A 17832-nucleotide genomic window follows, 5' to 3' on the forward strand; every position below is an offset into this window, starting at 1 on the left:
GCCTGCTCCATCGCCGGTTCCGACTCGGGGGGAGGTGCCGGTATCCAGGCCGACCTCAAGACTTTTGCCGCGTATGGCGTGTGGGGGACGTCGGCGATCGCGGCGGTGACGGCGCAGAACCCCGGTGGCGTGGCCGGGGTGTGGACCCTCTCCCCTGACGCCGTTGCCGCCCAGGTAAAGGCAATCTTCGAGGCCTTCCCTGTCGGCGCCGTCAAGACCGGGATGCTCGCAGAGGCCGGGGTCATTCACGCGGTGGCCGCCGCCCTGCCTGCCGGCGTCCCGCTTGTTATCGACCCGGTGATGGTGGCGACGTCGGGTGCCCCCCTGCTTGCGGAGGAAGCCATCGACGCCCTGATCGCCGACCTGATCCCCCATGCCGCGGTAGTGACGCCGAACCTCCCTGAAGCGGAGGTGCTGGCGGGTTTTCCGGTCGACGGGCCTGATGGGATGCGGGAGGCAGGGCGGGCAATCCTCGCGATGGGCGCCGGTGCCGTGATCGTGAAGGGGGGTCACCTGAGGAGCGAACCGACCGACATCCTCATCGATGCAACAGGGGAGGTTGTCCTATCCGGCCTCCGCCACCCCTATGCCGCCCACGGTACGGGCTGCTGTTTTTCCGCGGCCCTTGCCGCGGGACTCGCCCGCGGCATGCCTCTTCGGGACGCCTTTGTCGCGGCAAAGACTTTCATCGACGGTGCCATCGCCCATGCCGTCCCCGACCTCCGGGATCGCCGGTCGGTGAACCCCCTGTGGCAGTGCGGCGGGGGGGGCTCCCCATATGTGTGATAATAGCCTTTGAAAAACAGAATTTGATTATAATTGTAACTTTTTTCGATTTCTGGATAGTATGAAACCAACAATGAAATACATATGGTTATATATCGTGGCGAAATGATGGGGGCGTCTGCCCTCCCTTCTTCACCCCTTTTTTGCGGCGGAGATCGATCGGCCGCGTGATCCTGTCTGCCCGAGATCCAGCATATCTGCCCTCGATACGGCAATGGGGCCGGGATTCGCTCCCCTCCCCTGCCCGGCACTGCGGGGCGGGAATGGACCATAACCCTCCGACGAGTTCACCCGAATTTTCTGAGATTTAGCCCCGAAATTCCAATATTGCTGGCGAATATTCTCTGATGCGAATCGGAGTATTTATATATCCAATTCTGGCACCTTATGATATCCAGCCTCAGATGAGGTCTGGAGGTGAAAACGATGAAACAGTTCGCACAGAATGAAGAAGCAGTGTCGCCGGTCATCGGCGTCATCCTCATGGTCGCCATCACGGTGATCCTCGCGGCAGTCATCGCCGCGTTCGTCTTCGGCATGGCCGGCAACATGTCCTCCACCAAGAATGTTGCCGCTACTGCAACCCAGCAGGGCACGACGGTTATCGTCACGTTCCAGGGCGGTGCCGATGCTGGTGACGTTAAATTCCTTGACTGGTCAGTTAATGGAGTTAACCAGACTCCGCTGCACCCGCTTAAGAATGTGACCGGTTCGTCCGCTCAGAATTCTTCGGGTACCAATGACAAGGACCACGTCGTCGTGACCGCAACCTTCAAGGACGGCGCGAAGCAGGTCATCCTGGACACCTTCGTCTAAACACCCTCCCCTTTTTCTTTGTGAGGGCGGAGACCTATGGTCCAATCCAATGAGCACGAAGATGCGGTCTCCCCGACCGTCGCTACCGTCCTCATGGTCGCCGTCACCGTGATTCTCGCCGCCCTTGTCGCTTCCTTCTCCCTCGGCACCCTCGGGGGCCTCTCCGGGAACGGATTCGTCGGGGCGAAGGCCGTCAGGATGGATGACGGTGCGATCCTGGTCACCTATGTCGGCGGTGACGGTGCTGCCGCAGTCGATCACCTGAACTGGACGATCGACGGCACGGAACAGGCCGACCGTCTCGACACTACTGTCGGGTCGTCGGCCATCAATACGACGGTATCCACAGACCCCGGGAAGAAACACCGGGTCATGGTCGTCGCGACGTACGGCGACGGATCATCGCTGATCGTCCTGGATACCGCGGTCTGATCGAGGAGGCACAGGGCCGGTGCCCTCCCCCTGCATACTCTCCCCCCCTGCAAAATGATGAATGATTGTTCAGTGGACAGTTTGCGAAACCTCTTCCCCTAACTATGCGGAGATAGTCTATGTACAGGATCAACCGGCCCTTCCTCTCCTCCCTTCTCGCCCTTACCCTCGTCCTGCCTGTTAATATCTATTGTATCGGCGATGTCCTGGGCGCAGGCCTCCAGTTCCCGTTCCTGCGGTACCAGCAGACCTATCTCGGGACCAGCCTCATCACCCTTACCCGCGACCTCGATTATGTGACCGGGGGCATCCTCACCGGCCGCAGCGCCCTTTCCATCTGTCTCTGGATCGGCGGCACCCTTCTCCTCCTCGCCGCGATCACCGTCTTCGTCCTCAGGTGGCAGGAGGAATATGAAACCGTGAGAAAACCTCTTTCCCTTCTCCTCGCCGGTGCTGGCGTTGCGTACCTCGCGTCATGCGTCGCCCAGTACGGCCCCCTCTTCCACGGCCCCGCGGGCTTCTGCATCCCGGTCGGAGTGCCCCTGATCGTCGGGGTCGCATGGTGGGCGTACCACGCCGGGGAAGACGAGGAGGAGGACAAACCAGATGGTCCCGGCGATCTTGCGGGACAGGATGAATGACAGGTGTGACAGCGAACACGGTTCCCCCTCTTTTTTGAACCCCTTTGTCCTGCAGATTTCTGATCAGAATACATGACAGATCGCATGCCTGCCGCACTCTGAAGGGGGCATAGTCCCCCTGAAAAGAGATTTTATCTGATATACTCTTCGAGCACCGCCGCCGCCTCGCGCTCCCGCGGCCCGCCGCACTTCCGCACGATCGCAAGGTGGTGATCGATGAGGGCCTTCAGCGCGGGGTCGCGGCTCAGCACATAGCGCGTGCCGTGGACCGCCGCCTCGACGATCCCGGCAAAGCCCCTGTTGTGGGCCCTGAGAACCGACCCGACGACCTCCTCTCCCAGAGGTTCGAGCGTCACAAAGACCGTCTCCGCGGTCTCATGCTCCACCTTTGCGGCGAAGGCCGCCCACGCCTCGCACTTCTTCAGGCGTTCCATTTGCCTTCCGCCTGCTTCCACAGCCGCGAAGGCGGCGAGGGGCAGGTCGTCGAAGGCCGTCCGCACCCAGACGACAGGATCGTGGGTGAGGTTTGCAACCACCCACCCGTTCTTCCGGATATTCGCCTCCGTGTGCGAACCCCTGAAGAGGACCATCGAAAAAGCGCCGTTCCGGCAGATGATCCCCATCGGCGCGGCATTCCCGCCTGTCGTCGCGATCACCTCGTTGATCCCCTCGTTCAGGAATCCCACGACCACCCCTCCAGCAGGGCGAGGAAGATCCCCGCGATCATGATGTCGGCAAGAGACCCGGGGTTCACCCCCGCGGCAAGACACTCCTCGTCGAAGGCGTCGAGGGAGAGGTGTCCCGCCTTCACCTCGCGGGCGCGGCGCACCGTCTCCTCCGCCTTCGCCAGGCCGAACTTCTTCGCGACAAACGTGTCGGGATAGGTACAGAGCAGGTCGAGGAACGCGGCGACGATCGCCGCCTTCCCTGTGCCATGGGAGAAGAGGAGATCTTTAGTCCGGCGGCAGAGGGCAAAACCGTTCGTCCACTCCTGCGCCACCATGTCCCTCTCTGCCGAGTAGGCCATCACGTCGTACAGGGTCATGCCCCTTTCCCTGAGCGTCGCCGCGGCAGACGGGTCGTTCACGTCGATCTCGTCCTTCGCGAGCACCCGCACCTCTGTCGCCCCGAAGGCCCGGTAGAAGGCGACGGCGTCCTCGACAGTTGTCTCCCGCACGAGGCGTGCCGCCCCGTCCGCGCCGCCCGCGGCGACCAGAGGCATCAGCAGGATGAACGCGCCGAAATGTGTGTTTCCGCCGGAATGGCAGTTCGTGTCCATCACCGCCTCCTCGATAAGGAGGCCGAGCCCTGTACCTCCTCTCTCGGCCCTCTCCAGGGCCGGGCGGGCAAAAATTGTCGAGGCAAGGAAGTGCTCAAGGCGCGTGTCGGGATAATCGTGCCCGCGGTCCACATTCCCCGGCTTCGGGGATGCGGAGACCTCGAGCATCATCGCCATCTGCGCGAGGTCAGATCTCGTCTTCGTCCGGCACGCCATCAAAGACCCGCTCCATGATATCTCCGGCAAGCCGGCGCTTCTGCCGCATGTACTCCACGCTGGAAAGTCCTGCCTCCTTCATAGAGAGTTCCCTGAGCATGCAGGGGGAACTCGACTTGCAGCACCAGGAAAGGGAACCAAAACATGTCGTCTTCCCCCCTGCAATCGGCGTCCCTTCCACCGCCTCTGTCTTGATCCTGATGTAGTCCTCGCGGGAGAGCCCGATACTCTCCAGGAAGGGGATCAGGGGGCAGTGCTTCACCGGCATGCAGCAGAAGGCGAGGGACCGCACGTCCCCGCCGCGGCAGAGCTGCTTCGGTGCATTGTACCACCCGCTCTCCTCGGCCTTCCTCTGGATCGCGGCATCGATCCCGGCAAGGGTCCGCTCGTCCGACCGCCTGGCCATGGAGACCATGTCGGCCCCGTGGGCGAACATATCCATCGCACGGTCGAAGGAGGTGATCGAGTTGTTCGCAATGAGCACGAGGGGACAGGCATTCCTGATCTGCCGCAGCCGGGCGTAGCCGAAGTCCATCAGGTCGGCGTGGATGATGTCGGCACCGGCCTTCCAGAGGAGGCGGGCAAGACGGCGGTCGTCGGCGGCGACCCCGGCCCTGACCTTCACCGAGACCGTTATGTCCCGCGCCTTGAGCGCCCTGATAATCTCCGCAAGGCGCCGGGGCTCCCTGAGCAGTGCTTCACCGCACCCGAGCGCCGTCATCGGAGGCTGGCGGCAGTGGGCGTCGACCTCGTACACGACCGCATCGCCGATCTCATCGGCGATGGCTGCATAGGAGGCGGGACTGCTCCCCCGCAGGTTCAGGCCGGTGACGACCCCGCTTCCCTGCAGGGCGGCAATCTGGGCCTTCAACTCTGCCACGGGGTCGTCGTACAGGAACTCGGGCCGTCCGTCGGCCGCCATCGCCCTGCTCGCCTCCATCGTCTCTTCGTCGATAGAGTAGCCGCCGATGAACGCGGCGCCGATATGCTCCTTGCGGGCCAGCACATAGGCGGCGTCGGTCACCCCGGCCATTGATGCGATGACCACCGGCGTCTTCACCACCTGGTCGTTGATGATCAGTCCGCAGCGCTCGTAACAATCGATCATGCTTCCCTCAATATTTGCCCTCACATCTCAAAGCCCTTTTGTTAAAGACTATTGAGAATATAGGCATCACTCTGGCGTTCCAGCTGTATCCCTGAGGAAAAATCGCCGATGGCGATCCCGGCCTCTGACCCCCAGTAGGTGAGGAGGGTCTCCCAGGGCATCAGGTAGGCCTCGTTCTTCCGGCCGCTCCCGCCCCGAAACTCCACCGCAAGGTAGCCCCGCCGCCCTGTCCGCCTGAGGAAGTCGGTGATCGCGTCGACCTGGTGGACGCCGTTCTTGTCCTCGTGGAAGTGCTGGGAGAAGTAGATCTTCTTCCCCTTCAGGGACTTGCACTCGATGGCGCAGTAATACCGCGGGTCGAGGGAGTCGACGAGGACGTCGACGTACTGCGTCGAGTACTTGTGCTGTTTGAGGCGGTAGGCAAAACCCTGGAGGGCATGGCCCTCGAAAAATGCGTTGACGCAGTGGACAATGTCCAGCTCGAAATCACCCATCTGTATTCAATGTGGGCGTGGCGGCGAAAAACCAATCGGTAATACTTTTAAAGAGTAAAGGTAGTACACAGTACCATATGAAGAGAACCGGATTGTTACTTGTCGGCCACGGCAGCAAACTCCCCTACAACAAAGAACTCATCGAGAGCACGGCAGCGATCATCGCGGAAAAGCACCCTGAGTTCCTCGTCCGCCCCGGTTTCATGAGCATGAACCAGCCCTCGGTCGAGGAGACTCTCGCCCTCTTCAAGAAGGACGAGATCGACCGTCTTGTCGTCGTCCCCCTCTTCCTTGCCAAGGGCGTCCACATCCTCCAGGACATCCCCGAACTCCTCGGCCTCCCTGAAGGCGGGAAGAAGGGCAGCTTCGCCCACGCCTCCGGCGTCATTCCTCTCGTCTACGCCGACCCGATCGGGGGCGACCCCCTCCTCGCCGACCTTATGGTCAAGAACGCCGAAGCGGCGCTCAACTCGAAAGCCTGAGATGGAATGAAGATACTCGTCCTCGACACCATCCACGGCGGCGCCGTCATTGCGGAGGCGCTGGCGGCGGCGGGCCACGAGGTCGATGCGGTGGACGTCTACCGGGGGATCGAGGGGATACCCGCGGAGGAGGCCGCACGGAGGCGCTACGACCTCGTCGTCGCCCCGGTCCACCTCGACCCGGCCCACCCCCTTCTCGGGACGGCGCCGCGGGCCGTCACCCACCACCAGGCGGTGGCGATGCTCCTTGCAGGGAAGAGGCCGGCGCCATTCGTCGAGATCACCGGCACGCGCGGCAAGACGACGACGGCGACGGCCCTCGCCCATGTCCTCCCGGGCCCCGGCGTCCTCCACACCTCGATGGGTACCTTTGTCTATCCTGAGCGGCGCCTCCTCTGGAAACGCTCGATCACCCCTGCCTCGACGCTCGCCGCCGCCGCGGAGGCAAAAAAGATCGGCGGATGGTGTGTCGCCGAGGAGTCCCTCGGCGTCTCCGGCGCCGGCGACCTTGCCGTCCTCACCTCTGGGGACGACTACGCCTTTGCCGCCGGGAAGAAACGCGCCCTCGCCGAGAAGGTGCGCTCCCTTGCGGCGGCGCCGCAGGCGCTCGTCCCGCCCGGCGTGGCGGTGCCCGGCGCCCACGACGCTGGCATGGTCGCCGCGGTCGAGGGAACGGTATGCACCTACAGTTATGGCGGCATCGAAGGGACGTTCGAGAACACCCTCCTCGCCCTCAAGGGCTACAGAACACCCCTTCAACTCGCCGCGGCGGCGGCCTGTCTCCTCGGCGTCGACCCGGCAGGGCTTGCGTCCTTCCGACCGCTGCCCGGCAGGATGGCGGTCTCGTGGAAGGGCGGCACTCTGGTCGTCGACGCCGCGAGCAGCGGCGCGTGCCGGGAAATCGCCGTCGACGCCGCCGCCTATGCCCGCGCCCTCGGCGGTCAGGCCCCCGTCGTCCTGGTCATCGGGACAGAGGGACAGACCATCTGCGAGGGCTTCCCTGAGAGCGAGGTGGCGGCGGCGATCCGTGCGATCAGTCCCGACGAGATTGTACTTGTCGGGGACTATCCCGGCCTTGCCGGGAGACGCGCCGCAGACCTTGCAGCGGGATATGCGATCGCGGAGAAACTCACCGGCGGAGGGACCATCATCCTTGCCGTCAAGACATGGAGGTAAGATGCACTATATTCAACCACGGCCCAGTTCGATTGTAGCGGCCCTGTACACCGCCCGCGACCTGGAGGTGGACGTCGCCATTCTCCACGGCCCGTCCGGGTGCTCGTTCAAGCACGCCCGCCTCCTCGAAGAGGACGGGCTGCGGGTCCTGACCACCTCGCTCGCGGACAACGAGTTCATCTTCGGCGGCCAGACCGTCCTCGAACGGGTCCTGAAGGACGCGGAGAAGGATTTCAGCCCGAAGAGGATGGCGGTCGTCGGCACCTGCGTCTCGATGATCATCGGCGAAGACCTCAGGGCGGCGATCGACTCCTCCGGCATCACGACGCCGACCATCGGGATCGACGTCCACGCCGGGTTCAGGGAGAACATCCAGGGGGTGATCGCCGCTCTCGAACCGGCCGCGGAGGCCGGGTGGATCAGCGCCGACGAACTTGAGAGGCAGAAGCAGTTGCTTGCGGCCGCAAACGAGGTCGAACGCCTTCGGGGCGCCGCCTCGAAACCGTACATCGAGCCCTCGCGCGGCGACCTCAAGCACCTCGCCGCCCGCCGCCTCCTTGACCTGGCCAGGAGCGGGAAGAAGGGCGTCGCCGTCATGAACGCAAAGAAGGAGACGGCCTACATGTTTGCGGACGAACTCATCGCCCTCCACGACGCCTGCCCGGACGCGGATATCACCTACGTCGCGAACCTGGAGAGCCGCGGCCTCCCGAAGGTGCGGACAGACGCCGCCAACGTCCTTGCGGGCATGCGGGAGCGCGGCCTCGACCCCGAACTCCTCGGCGCCCTCGACGAGTACGGGGCGAACGGCGACGCCGTCGGCGAACGCCTCCGGGAGATCAAGCCCGACTTCGCGTTCCTTGTCGGCGTGCCCCATGCCGTGCCGCAGGAGTACACCGCCGGCATCGAGACGATCTCTGTCACCAACGGCCCCCGGCAGGTTGCGCCCCTGAAAGACCTCGGCCATGCGATGGTCGTCGTCGAGGTGGACCTCCACCCGAAGACCCTCGGCGTCAGGTCGATCGTCGAGAGCGAGTTCGGCGCCGTTCTGCGGAGCGTCGCCGAGGAGGAGTGAACGTGAAGGCCCTCCTCGTCACCGGCGACCGGTCGGGCAGCGGGAAGACGAGCATCACCCTCGCCCTCGCCGCCCTCCTCTCGAAGGACGCCGTCGTCCAGACCTGCAAAGTGGCGATGGACTACATCGACCCCTCGTATCTCACCGCGGTCACCGGTCGCCCCTGCCGGAACCTGGACAGCTTCGTCATGACACCGGCAGAGATGCGTGCCGTCTTCGAGCACGGGGCGAAGGGTGCCGACATCGCCCTGGTCGAGGGAGTGCGTGGCCTCTACGAGGGTGCGGAGGCGATCGGCGATGCCGGGAGCACGGCCTCGGTCGCGAAGGCCCTCGACCTCCCTGTCGTCCTGGTCGTGGACGCCCGGAGCATCACGAGAAGCGCCGCCGCGATCGTGAAGGGCTTTGCCGCCTTCGACCCTGACGTGCGGATCAAGGGCGTGATCCTGAACAACATATCGAGCCCCGGCCATAGGGAGAAGACGGTCAGGGCGGTGGAGCACTTCTGCGGCGTCCCGGTCGTCGGGGCGATCCCGAAGAGCGAGGGTATGCGCCTGACGATGCGCCACCTCGGCCTCGTCCCCTACCGCGAGGGGCAGGAGACCGGCGACTTCCTCGACCGCATCGAGGCGGTGAAGGAGGTGATCGGCGGTTACGTCGACCTCGACGCCCTCAAGGGGCTGATGGAGGAGTACAGTTTCACCGGCGAGGCCGGGCCGTTTGCACGGACCCACGAGACCGACGTGCGTGTGGCTGTCGCCTACGACGAGGCCTTCACCTTCTACTACAACGACCTCTTCGACGTCCTGCGGGCCGAGGGTGCTGAGGTCGTCACCTTCAGCCCCATTCACGACCCCCTCCCGGAGGCCGACGGCTATATCCTGGGCGGCGGCTACCCTGAGATGCATGCCGCGGCCCTGGAAGCGAACGCCCGGACGCGGGAGGCCCTTGCCGAAGTGTCGAGGAACGGCGTCCCCATCTCTGCCGAGTGCGGCGGGCTGATGTACCTCACCGATAGCCTGGTCCTGAGGAAGGGCTGGCAGGAGAGTGACCGCGAGGAGTCGTACGAGATGTGCGGGGTCTTTTCAGGGAAGAGCCTGATGCCGTCCCGCCGCACCCTCGGCTATGTCGAGGGGATCGCCGGCCAGGCCTCCCCCTTCGGTGCCGGGCCTTTCAAGGGGCATGAGTTCCACTACTCGGAAGTCGTCCTGGACCCCGATACCCGCTACGCCTACGAACTCTCCCGGGGCACCGGCATTGCGGGACAGAAAGACGGGGCAACGAAGGCCCGGACCCTTGCCAGCTACACGCACCTCCACCCGGTCGCCAGCGCCGGTTTCATCAGAGGATTTGTCAAGCAGTGCCGGGACGGGGAGGAAGGACCGTAAAAGACTATACCTTCCCGGCCCAATAGAAATTTATGATCATTTATCTTGACGGGAAGTTTGTCCCCGAGTCCGAGGCGAAGGTTTCGGTCTTCGACCACGGCCTCCTCTACGGGGACGGTGTCTTCGAGGGTATCCGCGCCTACAACGGCCGGGTCTTCAGGCTGGATGAGCACATCGACCGTCTCTACGATTCGGCAAAGACGATCGACCTGAAGGTTCCCATCACGAAAGAGGAGTTCAAGGAGGCGCTCCTTGAAGTCCTGCGGCGGAACAACCTGAAGGACGCCTACATCAGACCGATCGTCACCCGCGGCAAGGGCGACCTCGGCCTCGACCCGCGCAAGTGCGCCGTGCCGACCGTGATCATCATCGCCACCGGATGGGGTGCGATGTACGGCGACCTCTACGAGAAGGGCCTGACAGCGATCACCGTCTCGGTCAGGAGGAACGCCTGCGACGCTCTCCCGCCAAATGTCAAGAGCCTCAACTACCTGAACAACATCCTCGCCAAGATTGAGGCCAACTACAAGGGCGGGGACGAGGCGATCTTCCTCGACCCCCAGGGCCACATCACCGAGGGCTCGGGCGACAACCTCTTCCTTGTGAAGGACGGCGCCCTCATCACCCCGCACACCCTGAACAACCTCCGGGGTGTCACGAGACACGTGGTCCTCGAAGTCGCCGCCTCTCTCGGCCTCACGATCGTCGAGCGCGACCTCGGCTACTTCGACGTCTACACGGCCGACGAGGTCTTCGTCACCGGCACGGCAGCCGAGATCGGCCCGATCGTCAAGGTCGACGGCAGGGCTATCGGGAACGGCATCCCCGGCCCGGTCACGAAACAGTTGATGGCCGGGTTCTCCACGGTCACCGGAAAGGAAGGCACCCCGATCTACTGAGGGTGTCCCGCTCTCTTTTTTTTCTCTCTGTCTTCACGGGTTTTTGCCGTCTTCGTGGGGTGAGAGACCCTCTCCTCGCCCATACCTGGACGGTGATGGTAGAGTCCCGCTTTCACCCGAAGAGAAGGATGCAGACCGTCCCTGCCACCATCACCGCGGCGGCGGCCGACCGGCGGCCGAGGGCGGCCTCCCCGAAGATGGCGCCCCCGATGACGACGGCGAAGAGGATGCTCGTCCTCTTCACGGAGATGACATAGGGCACGATCTGGAGGGAGAGGGCGAGGCCGACAGAGAGGATCTCAAGGGCGAGGAGGCCGCCGGTGACGGCGACAACTCTCCCCGCCGGAGGCGGACCGGTCGGTGTTCCTCCGCTCGCGAGGGTGAGGACCAGGAAGAGGGTGCCGATGGCAAGGAGGTCAAGGCCGAGGCCGAAGAACGGGTCTGACTGGAGGATGAGAATCTTGTCCAGGGTGGCGGTGAGGCTGTAGATGAGGGCGACGCCGGCCATCATCGCCGTGCCCCGCCGCATCCAGAGCGCCCTGACAGGGGCGAGGACGCCGCCCTCTCCCCCGCCCGAGCCGAGGACGTATGACCCCGCGACAATGAGGACGATGCCAGCGACACCCCCCGCGCCCGGCACCTCGCCGAGGAGGAGATACGACGTCCCGACCAGGAAGATGGGGGTGAGGGAGAGCATGGGGACGGCAAGGGAGATATCGGTCTCTGCAAGCGCGCGGTAGGTGAGCCAGACCGCAGCCGCGTTGAGCGCCGCGGAGGCGGCGAGGGCCGGGAGGAAGAGGGGGCCGGTCTCGGGCAGGCCCCGGGCGCAGGCGAGGGCGAGAAGGACCAGTCCCCCGGCAAGGAAGGTCGGCCCTGCGAGGCTGGCAGGGGAACAGTCCCTGAGGTAGCGCTTGACGGCGATGGAGTAGAGCGCATGCGCGAAGGCCCCGAGGAGGGCGAGAGCGATCCAGATCATCGGCGGTAGCCGGTGGGCCGGCAGGGATATAAAAATGGGGAGGCCGGGCCCTGCCGAAGGTTTAAGTACCATTATCTGGATATAGAATATGGCACTTCTGCTGCCATAGTGTAGTGGCCAATCATGTCGGCCTTTCACGCCGACGACTGGGGTTCGAATCCCCATGGCAGCATCCGATTTTTGGTACGAATATTCTATGCTTTTCTGTCTCTTGCCAGAGGCACACCCGCCCTGCGCGACGCCGACCAGACCTGCACGGTCAAGAGAATGGATCCATAGGTGGGTTCGCGCCTCCAGATACGAGTTGCCTTGAATAGAGAGGACACGGAGACGTTCGCCAGCATCAGGCCCCGGCCCAAATGGCGCCTTCCTGGCCCAGGGTGAGAGAGGGGGACCACCCCCCTGATCCGGTCAATTTGGCCTTTATTCTTCGTTTCCCTGCCCTCGTTCCAATCAGTGTGGGCTTCTTTCTGAGACCTGCCATATCCCGGTTATTCTCGGCATTCAAGGGGAAATTGTGTCTCTTCATCAGGACGTAGAGGGTGTTTCCGGCAGGAAGAGGGTGCAAGGGAGGTAGTGCCGGGAGGGGAGAGAATATGGCCCGGGAAAAAGGGCGGAAATCAGCGCGAATCGTGGGGTTTTCAGACGGCCAATCGTCTGTTCTCCTCCGGCGCCGGGGCGGTGAGGTCACCTGGCTCAATGCCGTTGCACCGGCTGATAGGGAACAACGTCCGGAGCACCCTGTCTCCGGGAGACATCGTCTCTCTCCGACACCACCCCGTCTTTTCCCCCCGTTCATAAATTTTTTTGCGATACGGAGAGAAAAGACAGGTATATTCATCTAAACCTCCCAGATTACGAGGGACACGGAAAGACCGAGGAGTTGACGACGCGGATGGCAGAAACTGACTGGCAGGAGATCCCGGGAATCGAGGGGGCACACATCCTTCCCCTGACGAGGAGACCGGACGTTTGCTGCTCAAACGCCTATCTGATAGCGACAGAGCACGAGATCGTCATCATCGACACCGGGGCCGATGAGGCGCAGATGGAGACCCTTGTCTCGACGGTCGAGGCACTCACCGCAGAAAGGCCCCGTCCGATCTGCCTCTTCCTCACACACTGCCATCTTGACCATTGCCTCCAGGCGATCAGACGGCGGTCCTGGATCGAGGAGAAGGGCGTGCGTGTCTTCGCCCATGCCGCAGGTGCGGAAGCACTCGAATCGGGAGATGAAATGCTGACACTCGCCAATATCTTCAGGTGGGAGATCGAGCCCCTCCCGGTCGATGGACACCTCCATGCACAGGACGAACGCGAGGTGGCCCTCGGAAACGGTGAGACGATCCTCTGTGAACACGACGAGTATGCCGCCATTCCGGTTGACCGCCTCACCTTTCCATCGGGAAACCGGATCTCGGTCTACGCCACACCCGGGCACAGCCCTGACTCCATCTGTATAAAGGTCGGTGAACACCTCTTCATCGGCGACCTTCTCTTCTCGGCAAACCCAGGTGTTGCAGGGCTCCACCGCTGGAACCCCGCCGCCCTGCTCACCTCTATCCAGGGGGTCCGCCAGGTCCTGACCGACGGCGGGATCACCCTCTGCTGGAACGGCCATGGGCGGGAGATCACGGCGCCCGCCGCCCTGCGTGCCCTCGGGAAACTTGAGGACGACCTTGGGCGTATGAAGGCGATCGGGAACTTCGATAGCGAGCGGCTGCGCGAATCGGTCGATTACGCACAGGACATGCTCGCCGAGGCAAACCGGTTGTTTCCGGTCATCGCAGGCAGGATATATTATCTCTCCTATTATCTCGAAGTACTCGGCGAGGCCGAGGAGGCGGCGAGGTACCAGGATCTCATCGAATCCGACCAGATCGACACATTCCTCACCGACTTCGACGCTTTCGCGACAGAGTTCAGGGAGGGCAGGAAGATCGACATCCAGTTCGTCCTCAAAGCGGTGCAGGTCTCGGCAAAGATCGAAGGGGCCTTCGGTCAGGGGTGCAGTGACCCGGCCGTGGACACGTCCCTGGTGCGCCGGGCCAGTCGCCTGCTCACCGATTGCCTGCATACGGTCTGTGCCTTCGACCCCCCTGACCCCGCAGTGCCGGTCGACCTCGTCCCTCTGATGACCGAGTTCGTCGGGCGCCTCTCCGACTCCTCCCATCTTGAGGAGGGCCTCGTCGCCGCTGCCGAGGATGAAAAGGCGTTCAGGTCCGCTCTTGCACAGAGAATCGCCCATCTTCCTCTCTTCGAAGGGGTTCACATCACCTTTGTCCATGACGCCGACTCCCTGATGGTGTTGACTCGCCCGGAAAGACTCTGTGACGGGCTCACCGGGGTGATCGAGGATCTCGCTGCCGCGGGAGCAGAAGAAATCACCGTCTCGGCCTTCAGGACCGATGGGACCGTCTCCCTCGTTGTTCAGTCCGGGGCCCTGCATACCAACCTGCCGCGCATCAGGGTCTGGCATCGGCGTTTCGCCCGCTGTGGCGGTCGGTGCGACCTCAGGACAGTTCAGGAGATGCCGGCCCTTGTTCTGGACTTCACGAAACCCCAGTAAGCCGTTACAGAGAACTTTCACGAGAAAAGGTAGTGCACACAGAAAGAGTCGATGATTTTTTTCCCTGGCGTTCCTCACAGGTCAGAACAGGACCTGCCCTCCTTGAAGCAGAATCTTCCCGGATGTGTTAGGATTGACATGCCGAACATGGACTGGACCCGTACCTCTCTTTTCCCGGTCGGGGGGAGTGTGCTGAAGAAACAGAGTCCCTGTTTTCGCCACCCCATCCCTATATATTCTCCCCCGCACAGGGAAGATCCGGCCTGACAAATGACACCATACGATCCCGTCACCGTCAGAGAATCCCTGCGGTTCGCCCTCGGCGCCGTTCTCCTCGCCGTGGCCGCCGGTGGAGCGATGGTGATCTTCCTTGCAGTGCAGAACGCGGGAAGGGCACTGGTCTGGCCGGATACGCCGCCTCTCCCCTTCTTCACCCTCGTCGTCACCGCCGTCGGCGGCCTCGCCGTCGGCCTCTGCCTGCACGTCTTCGGCGACCATGTGGGCCTCCTCCAGGAGACCATTGCAGTATTCCAGAAGACCGGCAGGTTCGAACCTGAGCACCTCTCAGGCGGGCTGCTCATCATCTACCTCTCCCTCATCGCCGGCGCAAGCCTCGGACCCGAGGTGGCCGCCGTCGACATGGGCGGGAGCATGGGCACCCTGGCCGGCGACCGGGTAAGGGGGCTGAAGAATCGCGTCAGAGACCTCTCGACGGTCGGGATACTCGGGAGCCTCGGGGGGTTTGGCGTCTACGTCATCCTCACCGGTCCTGCCGGCGCCCTCTACCCTGTCCCGCCGTACGCCTTCTCCCTCCTCGACCTCGTCGCCGGCGCCGCCCTCGGCATCGCCGGCGCCGCCGCCGGCGTCGCCTTCATCGCCGCCTACCACGTCTTCCACCGCCTCGTCTCCCCCCTCGCCGACCGCCACCTCCTCAGGGGCGTGATCGGGGGTGCGGGCCTCGGCATCCTCGGGACCATCGCCCCCGTCGTCCTCTTCTCCGGCCAGACCGAGTTCAGAGAGGTCCTCGCCGGCGGTGCGGCGCTGGGCGGCCTCATGCTCCTCGCCCTCGTCGGCGTCAAGATCCTCGCCAGCACCTGGTGCATGGCCACCGTCTTCAAGGGCGGTCCCGTCTTCCCCCTCTTCTTCGCCGGCGGCACCCTCGGCATGGCCGCAAACCTCCTCGTCCCCTCCATCCCCCTCGCTCTCGCCGTCCCCGCCGCCATGGCCGGCATGACCGTCGCCGTGCTGAAGGCGCCGTGGGTGGTCGTCCTCCTCGTGGCCATGGTCGTCCTCCAGTGGACAGTCGTCCCGGCCATCGCCGTCGCCACCGTCGCCGGGTATCTTACGACAAAGTGGGCGGTGCTGGTCAAGACAGGGTAACTCCCTCTCTGATCGAGTTCTCCTGCCCATTTTTCATCTTGACCTATGAAAAGTGTGTGAAGGCATCCATTGGCTCTATCCCGATTTTTTCTTCGAATACCGGTGCCGTATCCTCTCCCTGTCACTCTCAAAGGTCTCCTATCCTCCCGGATTCTCGCCGGGGAGGAATAGATTTTAATACCCCTCCCCGTATCTTCTCCCCATGACGGGGGGTATCGCGGCCGACCTGAGGGCCATACGCAGTATCATTTTCTGCCTTGCCGTGGTCCTTGCTCTTCTGACAGTCCCCCCAGCCATGGGCGCCCCTGCAGATGGCAGCGGCGAGGTCCAGATCCTCACCGGCACGATCGAAAACGACGCGATCGCCATCTACACCCTCCCCAACCTTCAGGCCGGCGACACCCTCACAGTGATGATGAACGGCACCTCCGGAAACCTCGACCCCTTCATCGCCATCGGCGGGCCTGAAGTGCTGGAGGAAGGATTCAGGGAGAGATACAACCGGACGGTCGAGACAGCCCTCGCCAGTGCGACAGACCCCCTGGTCGCCATTCCCGAGATCGCCGACGAGCTCTTCTATGCCTGGGACGACGACAGCGGCACCGGATATGCCGCCGCACTCACCTGGAAGGTGTCGGAGAGCGGCGACTACGTCCTCCTCGCCGCCGGCACCCCCACGGGGGACACCTTCGGCGACTACACGCTCACCGTCGGGGTCAACGCTCCCCCCGGTGCACCCTCTACAGAGGGGGCCGAGATCGCCGTTCCCGACAGACTGACCGGCCGCGTCGGGGTGGCCGAGGTGACGGGCACGCTCTCGGAGAACAGGACCTCGACATTCTCCATCCTCACCGACCTCCTCCCCGGCGACACCATCTATGCCTACATCGAGACACCCGCTGACGACATCGCCCCCATTCTCGTCCTCTCCGACTATGGCGACAAACCCGTCAGGAGTGCCAACCTCCTCGCACCAGGGAAAAACGCCTCTCTCCAGTACACCGCCGACTCGGAGACCGGCGGCAGCAGACTGACCGTCCTTCGCCATCCTGCGGCCGACCCCGCCTCAAACGGCACCTACCGCCTCCTCGTCGGGCTCAACGAACCTGCCGTCCTCACTGGAACGGCCGAGCCCGGCGGCAGGACCGTCATAAAACAGCCCATCATCGTGAAGGCCGCCGTCGAACTGGACCAGATCACAGACGTCGACCAGAAGAGCGAGAACTACGGCGTCGTTGCGAACATCATGTTCACATGGAATGACCCGGCCCTCGCCTTCAGCCCCGACACCTGCAACTGCCCCTTCAAGATCTACCGGAGCATCGAAGACTTCGTCAAGGCTGAAGGGACGCGGTGGCCCGAGTTCACCATCAACAACCAGCAGGGGAACCGCTGGACCCAGAACAGGCTTATCCAGATCCGCCCCGACGGCACGGCCACCTACTTCGAGCGCTTCTGGGTGACCCTCCAGGCGCCTGACTTCAATTTTCGGAACTTCCCCTTCGACACCCAGCACTTCTTCCTCAGAATCGATGCCCTGTATCCCGAGGAGTACTTCCTCTACGCCGACTGGGAGGGGCGGACCGTCGTCGGCACGCAACTCGGCGAGGAGGAGTGGTACATCACACGGTACTGGACCAATGTCACCTCCACCAGGATCGAGAACACCTTCTCCCGTTTTTCCTTCGACTTCGAGGCAAAACGTCACCTCACCTACTATCTCCTCAGGATCTTCGCCCCGATCTTCATCCTGATCCTCCTTGCCTGGGTTACCTTCCTTCTCAAGGACTACGGGAAGAGGGCCGACGTGGCGAGCGCTAACCTCCTTCTCTTCATCGCCTTCAACTTCACGATCGCAGGCGACCTGCCGCGCCTCGGCTATCGCACCTTCCTGGACTCCGTCCTGATCACCACCTTCATCGTCAGCGGCATTGTCGTGATCTACAACCTGTACCTGAAATGGCTTGCCACTATCGAGCAGAAAGAGGTCGCTGAGAGAATCGACCGGGTGATGGTATGGTTTTACCCGTTCGCCTACCTCATCGGCCTCGGCGTCACGATCCTGATCTTCCCGTGAGGACTAAAAAAAGGAAAAAAATCTCTGTGGGGCAGGGGCGC

17 protein-coding genes and 1 tRNA gene are annotated in these 17832 nt (G+C 63.3%); 13 read left to right on the forward strand and 5 right to left on the reverse strand.

The window, feature by feature from the left end; all coding sequences use genetic code 11:
• From thiD to BP869_RS06680, 4 genes are all read left to right on the forward strand, one after another.
• Window positions 1-786 (forward strand): bifunctional hydroxymethylpyrimidine kinase/phosphomethylpyrimidine kinase (thiD, locus tag BP869_RS06665; protein WP_342678077.1); only part of this gene is annotated, 786 nt, incomplete at its 5' end.
• A 426-nt stretch (window positions 787-1212) separates the two neighbouring features.
• Entirely contained in the window at window positions 1213-1602 is a 390-nt protein-coding gene (locus BP869_RS06670) for a type IV pilin N-terminal domain-containing protein (protein ID WP_342678079.1), read from the forward strand.
• Window positions 1603-1638: 36 nt separating this feature from the next.
• On the forward strand, window positions 1639-2034 hold the full coding sequence (locus tag BP869_RS06675) for a type IV pilin N-terminal domain-containing protein (RefSeq protein WP_342678081.1): 396 nt from the start codon (window positions 1639-1641) through the stop codon (window positions 2032-2034).
• Window positions 2035-2153: 119 nt separating this feature from the next.
• On the forward strand, window positions 2154-2675 hold the full coding sequence (locus tag BP869_RS06680) for a hypothetical protein (protein ID WP_342678083.1): 522 nt from the start codon (window positions 2154-2156) through the stop codon (window positions 2673-2675).
• A 131-nt stretch (window positions 2676-2806) separates the two neighbouring features.
• Here BP869_RS06680 and BP869_RS06685 read toward each other — a convergent pair whose 3' ends face one another.
• From BP869_RS06685 to BP869_RS06700, 4 genes are read right to left on the reverse strand one after another with little or no spacing between them, the layout of a single operon-like run.
• On the reverse strand, window positions 2807-3361 hold the full coding sequence (locus tag BP869_RS06685) for a DUF447 domain-containing protein (RefSeq protein WP_342678085.1): 555 nt from the start codon (window positions 3359-3361) through the stop codon (window positions 2807-2809).
• Entirely contained in the window at window positions 3349-4170 is an 822-nt protein-coding gene (locus BP869_RS06690; RefSeq protein ID WP_342678087.1) for a triphosphoribosyl-dephospho-CoA synthase, read from the reverse strand. Before BP869_RS06690 ends, BP869_RS06685 begins: the two co-directional genes overlap by 13 nt.
• Entirely contained in the window at window positions 4142-5278 is a 1137-nt protein-coding gene (locus tag BP869_RS06695) for a methanogenesis marker 9 domain-containing protein (RefSeq protein ID WP_342678089.1), read from the reverse strand. Before BP869_RS06695 ends, BP869_RS06690 begins: the two co-directional genes overlap by 29 nt.
• 41 nt (window positions 5279-5319) lie before the next feature.
• The gene (locus BP869_RS06700; protein WP_342678091.1) at window positions 5320-5772 is read right to left on the reverse strand and encodes a Holliday junction resolvase; all 453 of its coding nucleotides are present in this window, start codon (window positions 5770-5772) and stop codon (window positions 5320-5322) included.
• Window positions 5773-5849: 77 nt separating this feature from the next.
• On the opposite strand from BP869_RS06700, the gene cfbA reads away from it, so the two are divergent.
• The 5 genes from cfbA to ilvE are packed head-to-tail and all read left to right on the forward strand — an operon-like array spanning window position 5850 to window position 10789.
• Entirely contained in the window at window positions 5850-6254 is a 405-nt protein-coding gene (gene cfbA, locus BP869_RS06705) for a sirohydrochlorin nickelochelatase (protein WP_342678093.1), read from the forward strand.
• A gap of 6 nt (window positions 6255-6260) precedes the next feature.
• Entirely contained in the window at window positions 6261-7430 is a 1170-nt protein-coding gene (gene cfbE, locus BP869_RS06710; RefSeq protein WP_342678095.1) for a coenzyme F430 synthase, read from the forward strand.
• 1 nt (window position 7431) lies between these two features.
• Window positions 7432-8505, forward strand: a complete 1074-nt coding sequence (cfbD, locus tag BP869_RS06715; RefSeq protein WP_342678097.1) for a Ni-sirohydrochlorin a,c-diamide reductive cyclase catalytic subunit — start codon at window positions 7432-7434, stop codon at window positions 8503-8505.
• Between the two features lie 2 nt (window positions 8506-8507).
• Window positions 8508-9890 carry a Ni-sirohydrochlorin a,c-diamide synthase gene (cfbB, locus tag BP869_RS06720; protein WP_342678099.1) on the forward strand — a complete coding sequence of 461 codons (1383 nt, stop codon included), beginning with the start codon at window positions 8508-8510 and terminating at the stop codon, window positions 9888-9890.
• A 32-nt stretch (window positions 9891-9922) separates the two neighbouring features.
• Window positions 9923-10789: a branched-chain-amino-acid transaminase gene (gene ilvE / locus BP869_RS06725; RefSeq protein ID WP_342678101.1), complete on the forward strand. Its 867-nt coding sequence runs from the start codon at window positions 9923-9925 to the stop codon at window positions 10787-10789.
• A 112-nt stretch (window positions 10790-10901) separates the two neighbouring features.
• On the opposite strand, the gene BP869_RS06730 is transcribed toward ilvE, so the two are convergent.
• Window positions 10902-11765 carry a DMT family transporter gene (locus tag BP869_RS06730; RefSeq protein ID WP_342678103.1) on the reverse strand — a complete coding sequence of 288 codons (864 nt, stop codon included), beginning with the start codon at window positions 11763-11765 and terminating at the stop codon, window positions 10902-10904.
• 99 nt (window positions 11766-11864) lie between these two features.
• On the opposite strand from BP869_RS06730, the gene BP869_RS06735 reads away from it, so the two are divergent.
• From BP869_RS06735 to BP869_RS06750, 4 genes are all read left to right on the forward strand, one after another.
• Window positions 11865-11937: transfer RNA gene (locus BP869_RS06735), tRNA-Glu, on the forward strand.
• 723 nt (window positions 11938-12660) lie between these two features.
• On the forward strand, window positions 12661-14334 hold the full coding sequence (locus BP869_RS06740) for an MBL fold metallo-hydrolase (protein ID WP_342678105.1): 1674 nt from the start codon (window positions 12661-12663) through the stop codon (window positions 14332-14334).
• 270 nt (window positions 14335-14604) lie between these two features.
• Entirely contained in the window at window positions 14605-15714 is a 1110-nt protein-coding gene (locus BP869_RS06745) for a chloride channel protein (protein WP_342678107.1), read from the forward strand.
• Between the two features lie 295 nt (window positions 15715-16009).
• A complete protein-coding gene (locus BP869_RS06750; RefSeq protein WP_342678109.1) occupies window positions 16010-17791 on the forward strand; it encodes a hypothetical protein in 1782 nt (593 codons plus the stop codon).
• The last annotated feature ends 41 nt before the right edge of the window (window positions 17792-17832 follow it).

The sequence above is a fragment of the Methanofollis sp. UBA420 genome, from assembly GCF_002498315.1.
GTDB lineage: Archaea > Halobacteriota > Methanomicrobia > Methanomicrobiales > Methanofollaceae > Methanofollis.

Bases quoted from the DNA above. Each gene is read 5' to 3' on its own strand.
- BP869_RS06670 (WP_342678079.1), top strand. From the start codon at position 1,213: ATGAAACAGTTCGCACAGAATGAAGAAGCAGTGTCGCCGGTCATCGGC.
- BP869_RS06675 (WP_342678081.1), top strand. From the start codon at position 1,639: ATGGTCCAATCCAATGAGCACGAAGATGCGGTCTCCCCGACCGTCGCT.
- BP869_RS06680 (WP_342678083.1), top strand. From the start codon at position 2,154: ATGTACAGGATCAACCGGCCCTTCCTCTCCTCCCTTCTCGCCCTTACC.
- BP869_RS06690 (WP_342678087.1), bottom strand. From the start codon at position 4,170: ATGGCGTGCCGGACGAAGACGAGATCTGACCTCGCGCAGATGGCGATG.
- BP869_RS06695 (WP_342678089.1), bottom strand. From the start codon at position 5,278: ATGATCGATTGTTACGAGCGCTGCGGACTGATCATCAACGACCAGGTG.
- BP869_RS06700 (WP_342678091.1), bottom strand. From the start codon at position 5,772: ATGGGTGATTTCGAGCTGGACATTGTCCACTGCGTCAACGCATTTTTC.
- cfbA (WP_342678093.1), top strand. From the start codon at position 5,850: ATGAAGAGAACCGGATTGTTACTTGTCGGCCACGGCAGCAAACTCCCC.
- cfbE (WP_342678095.1), top strand. From the start codon at position 6,261: ATGAAGATACTCGTCCTCGACACCATCCACGGCGGCGCCGTCATTGCG.
- cfbD (WP_342678097.1), top strand. From the start codon at position 7,432: ATGCACTATATTCAACCACGGCCCAGTTCGATTGTAGCGGCCCTGTAC.
- ilvE (WP_342678101.1), top strand. From the start codon at position 9,923: ATGATCATTTATCTTGACGGGAAGTTTGTCCCCGAGTCCGAGGCGAAG.
- BP869_RS06730 (WP_342678103.1), bottom strand. From the start codon at position 11,765: ATGATCTGGATCGCTCTCGCCCTCCTCGGGGCCTTCGCGCATGCGCTC.
- BP869_RS06740 (WP_342678105.1), top strand. From the start codon at position 12,661: ATGGCAGAAACTGACTGGCAGGAGATCCCGGGAATCGAGGGGGCACAC.
- BP869_RS06745 (WP_342678107.1), top strand. From the start codon at position 14,605: ATGACACCATACGATCCCGTCACCGTCAGAGAATCCCTGCGGTTCGCC.
- BP869_RS06750 (WP_342678109.1), top strand. From the start codon at position 16,010: ATGGGCGCCCCTGCAGATGGCAGCGGCGAGGTCCAGATCCTCACCGGC.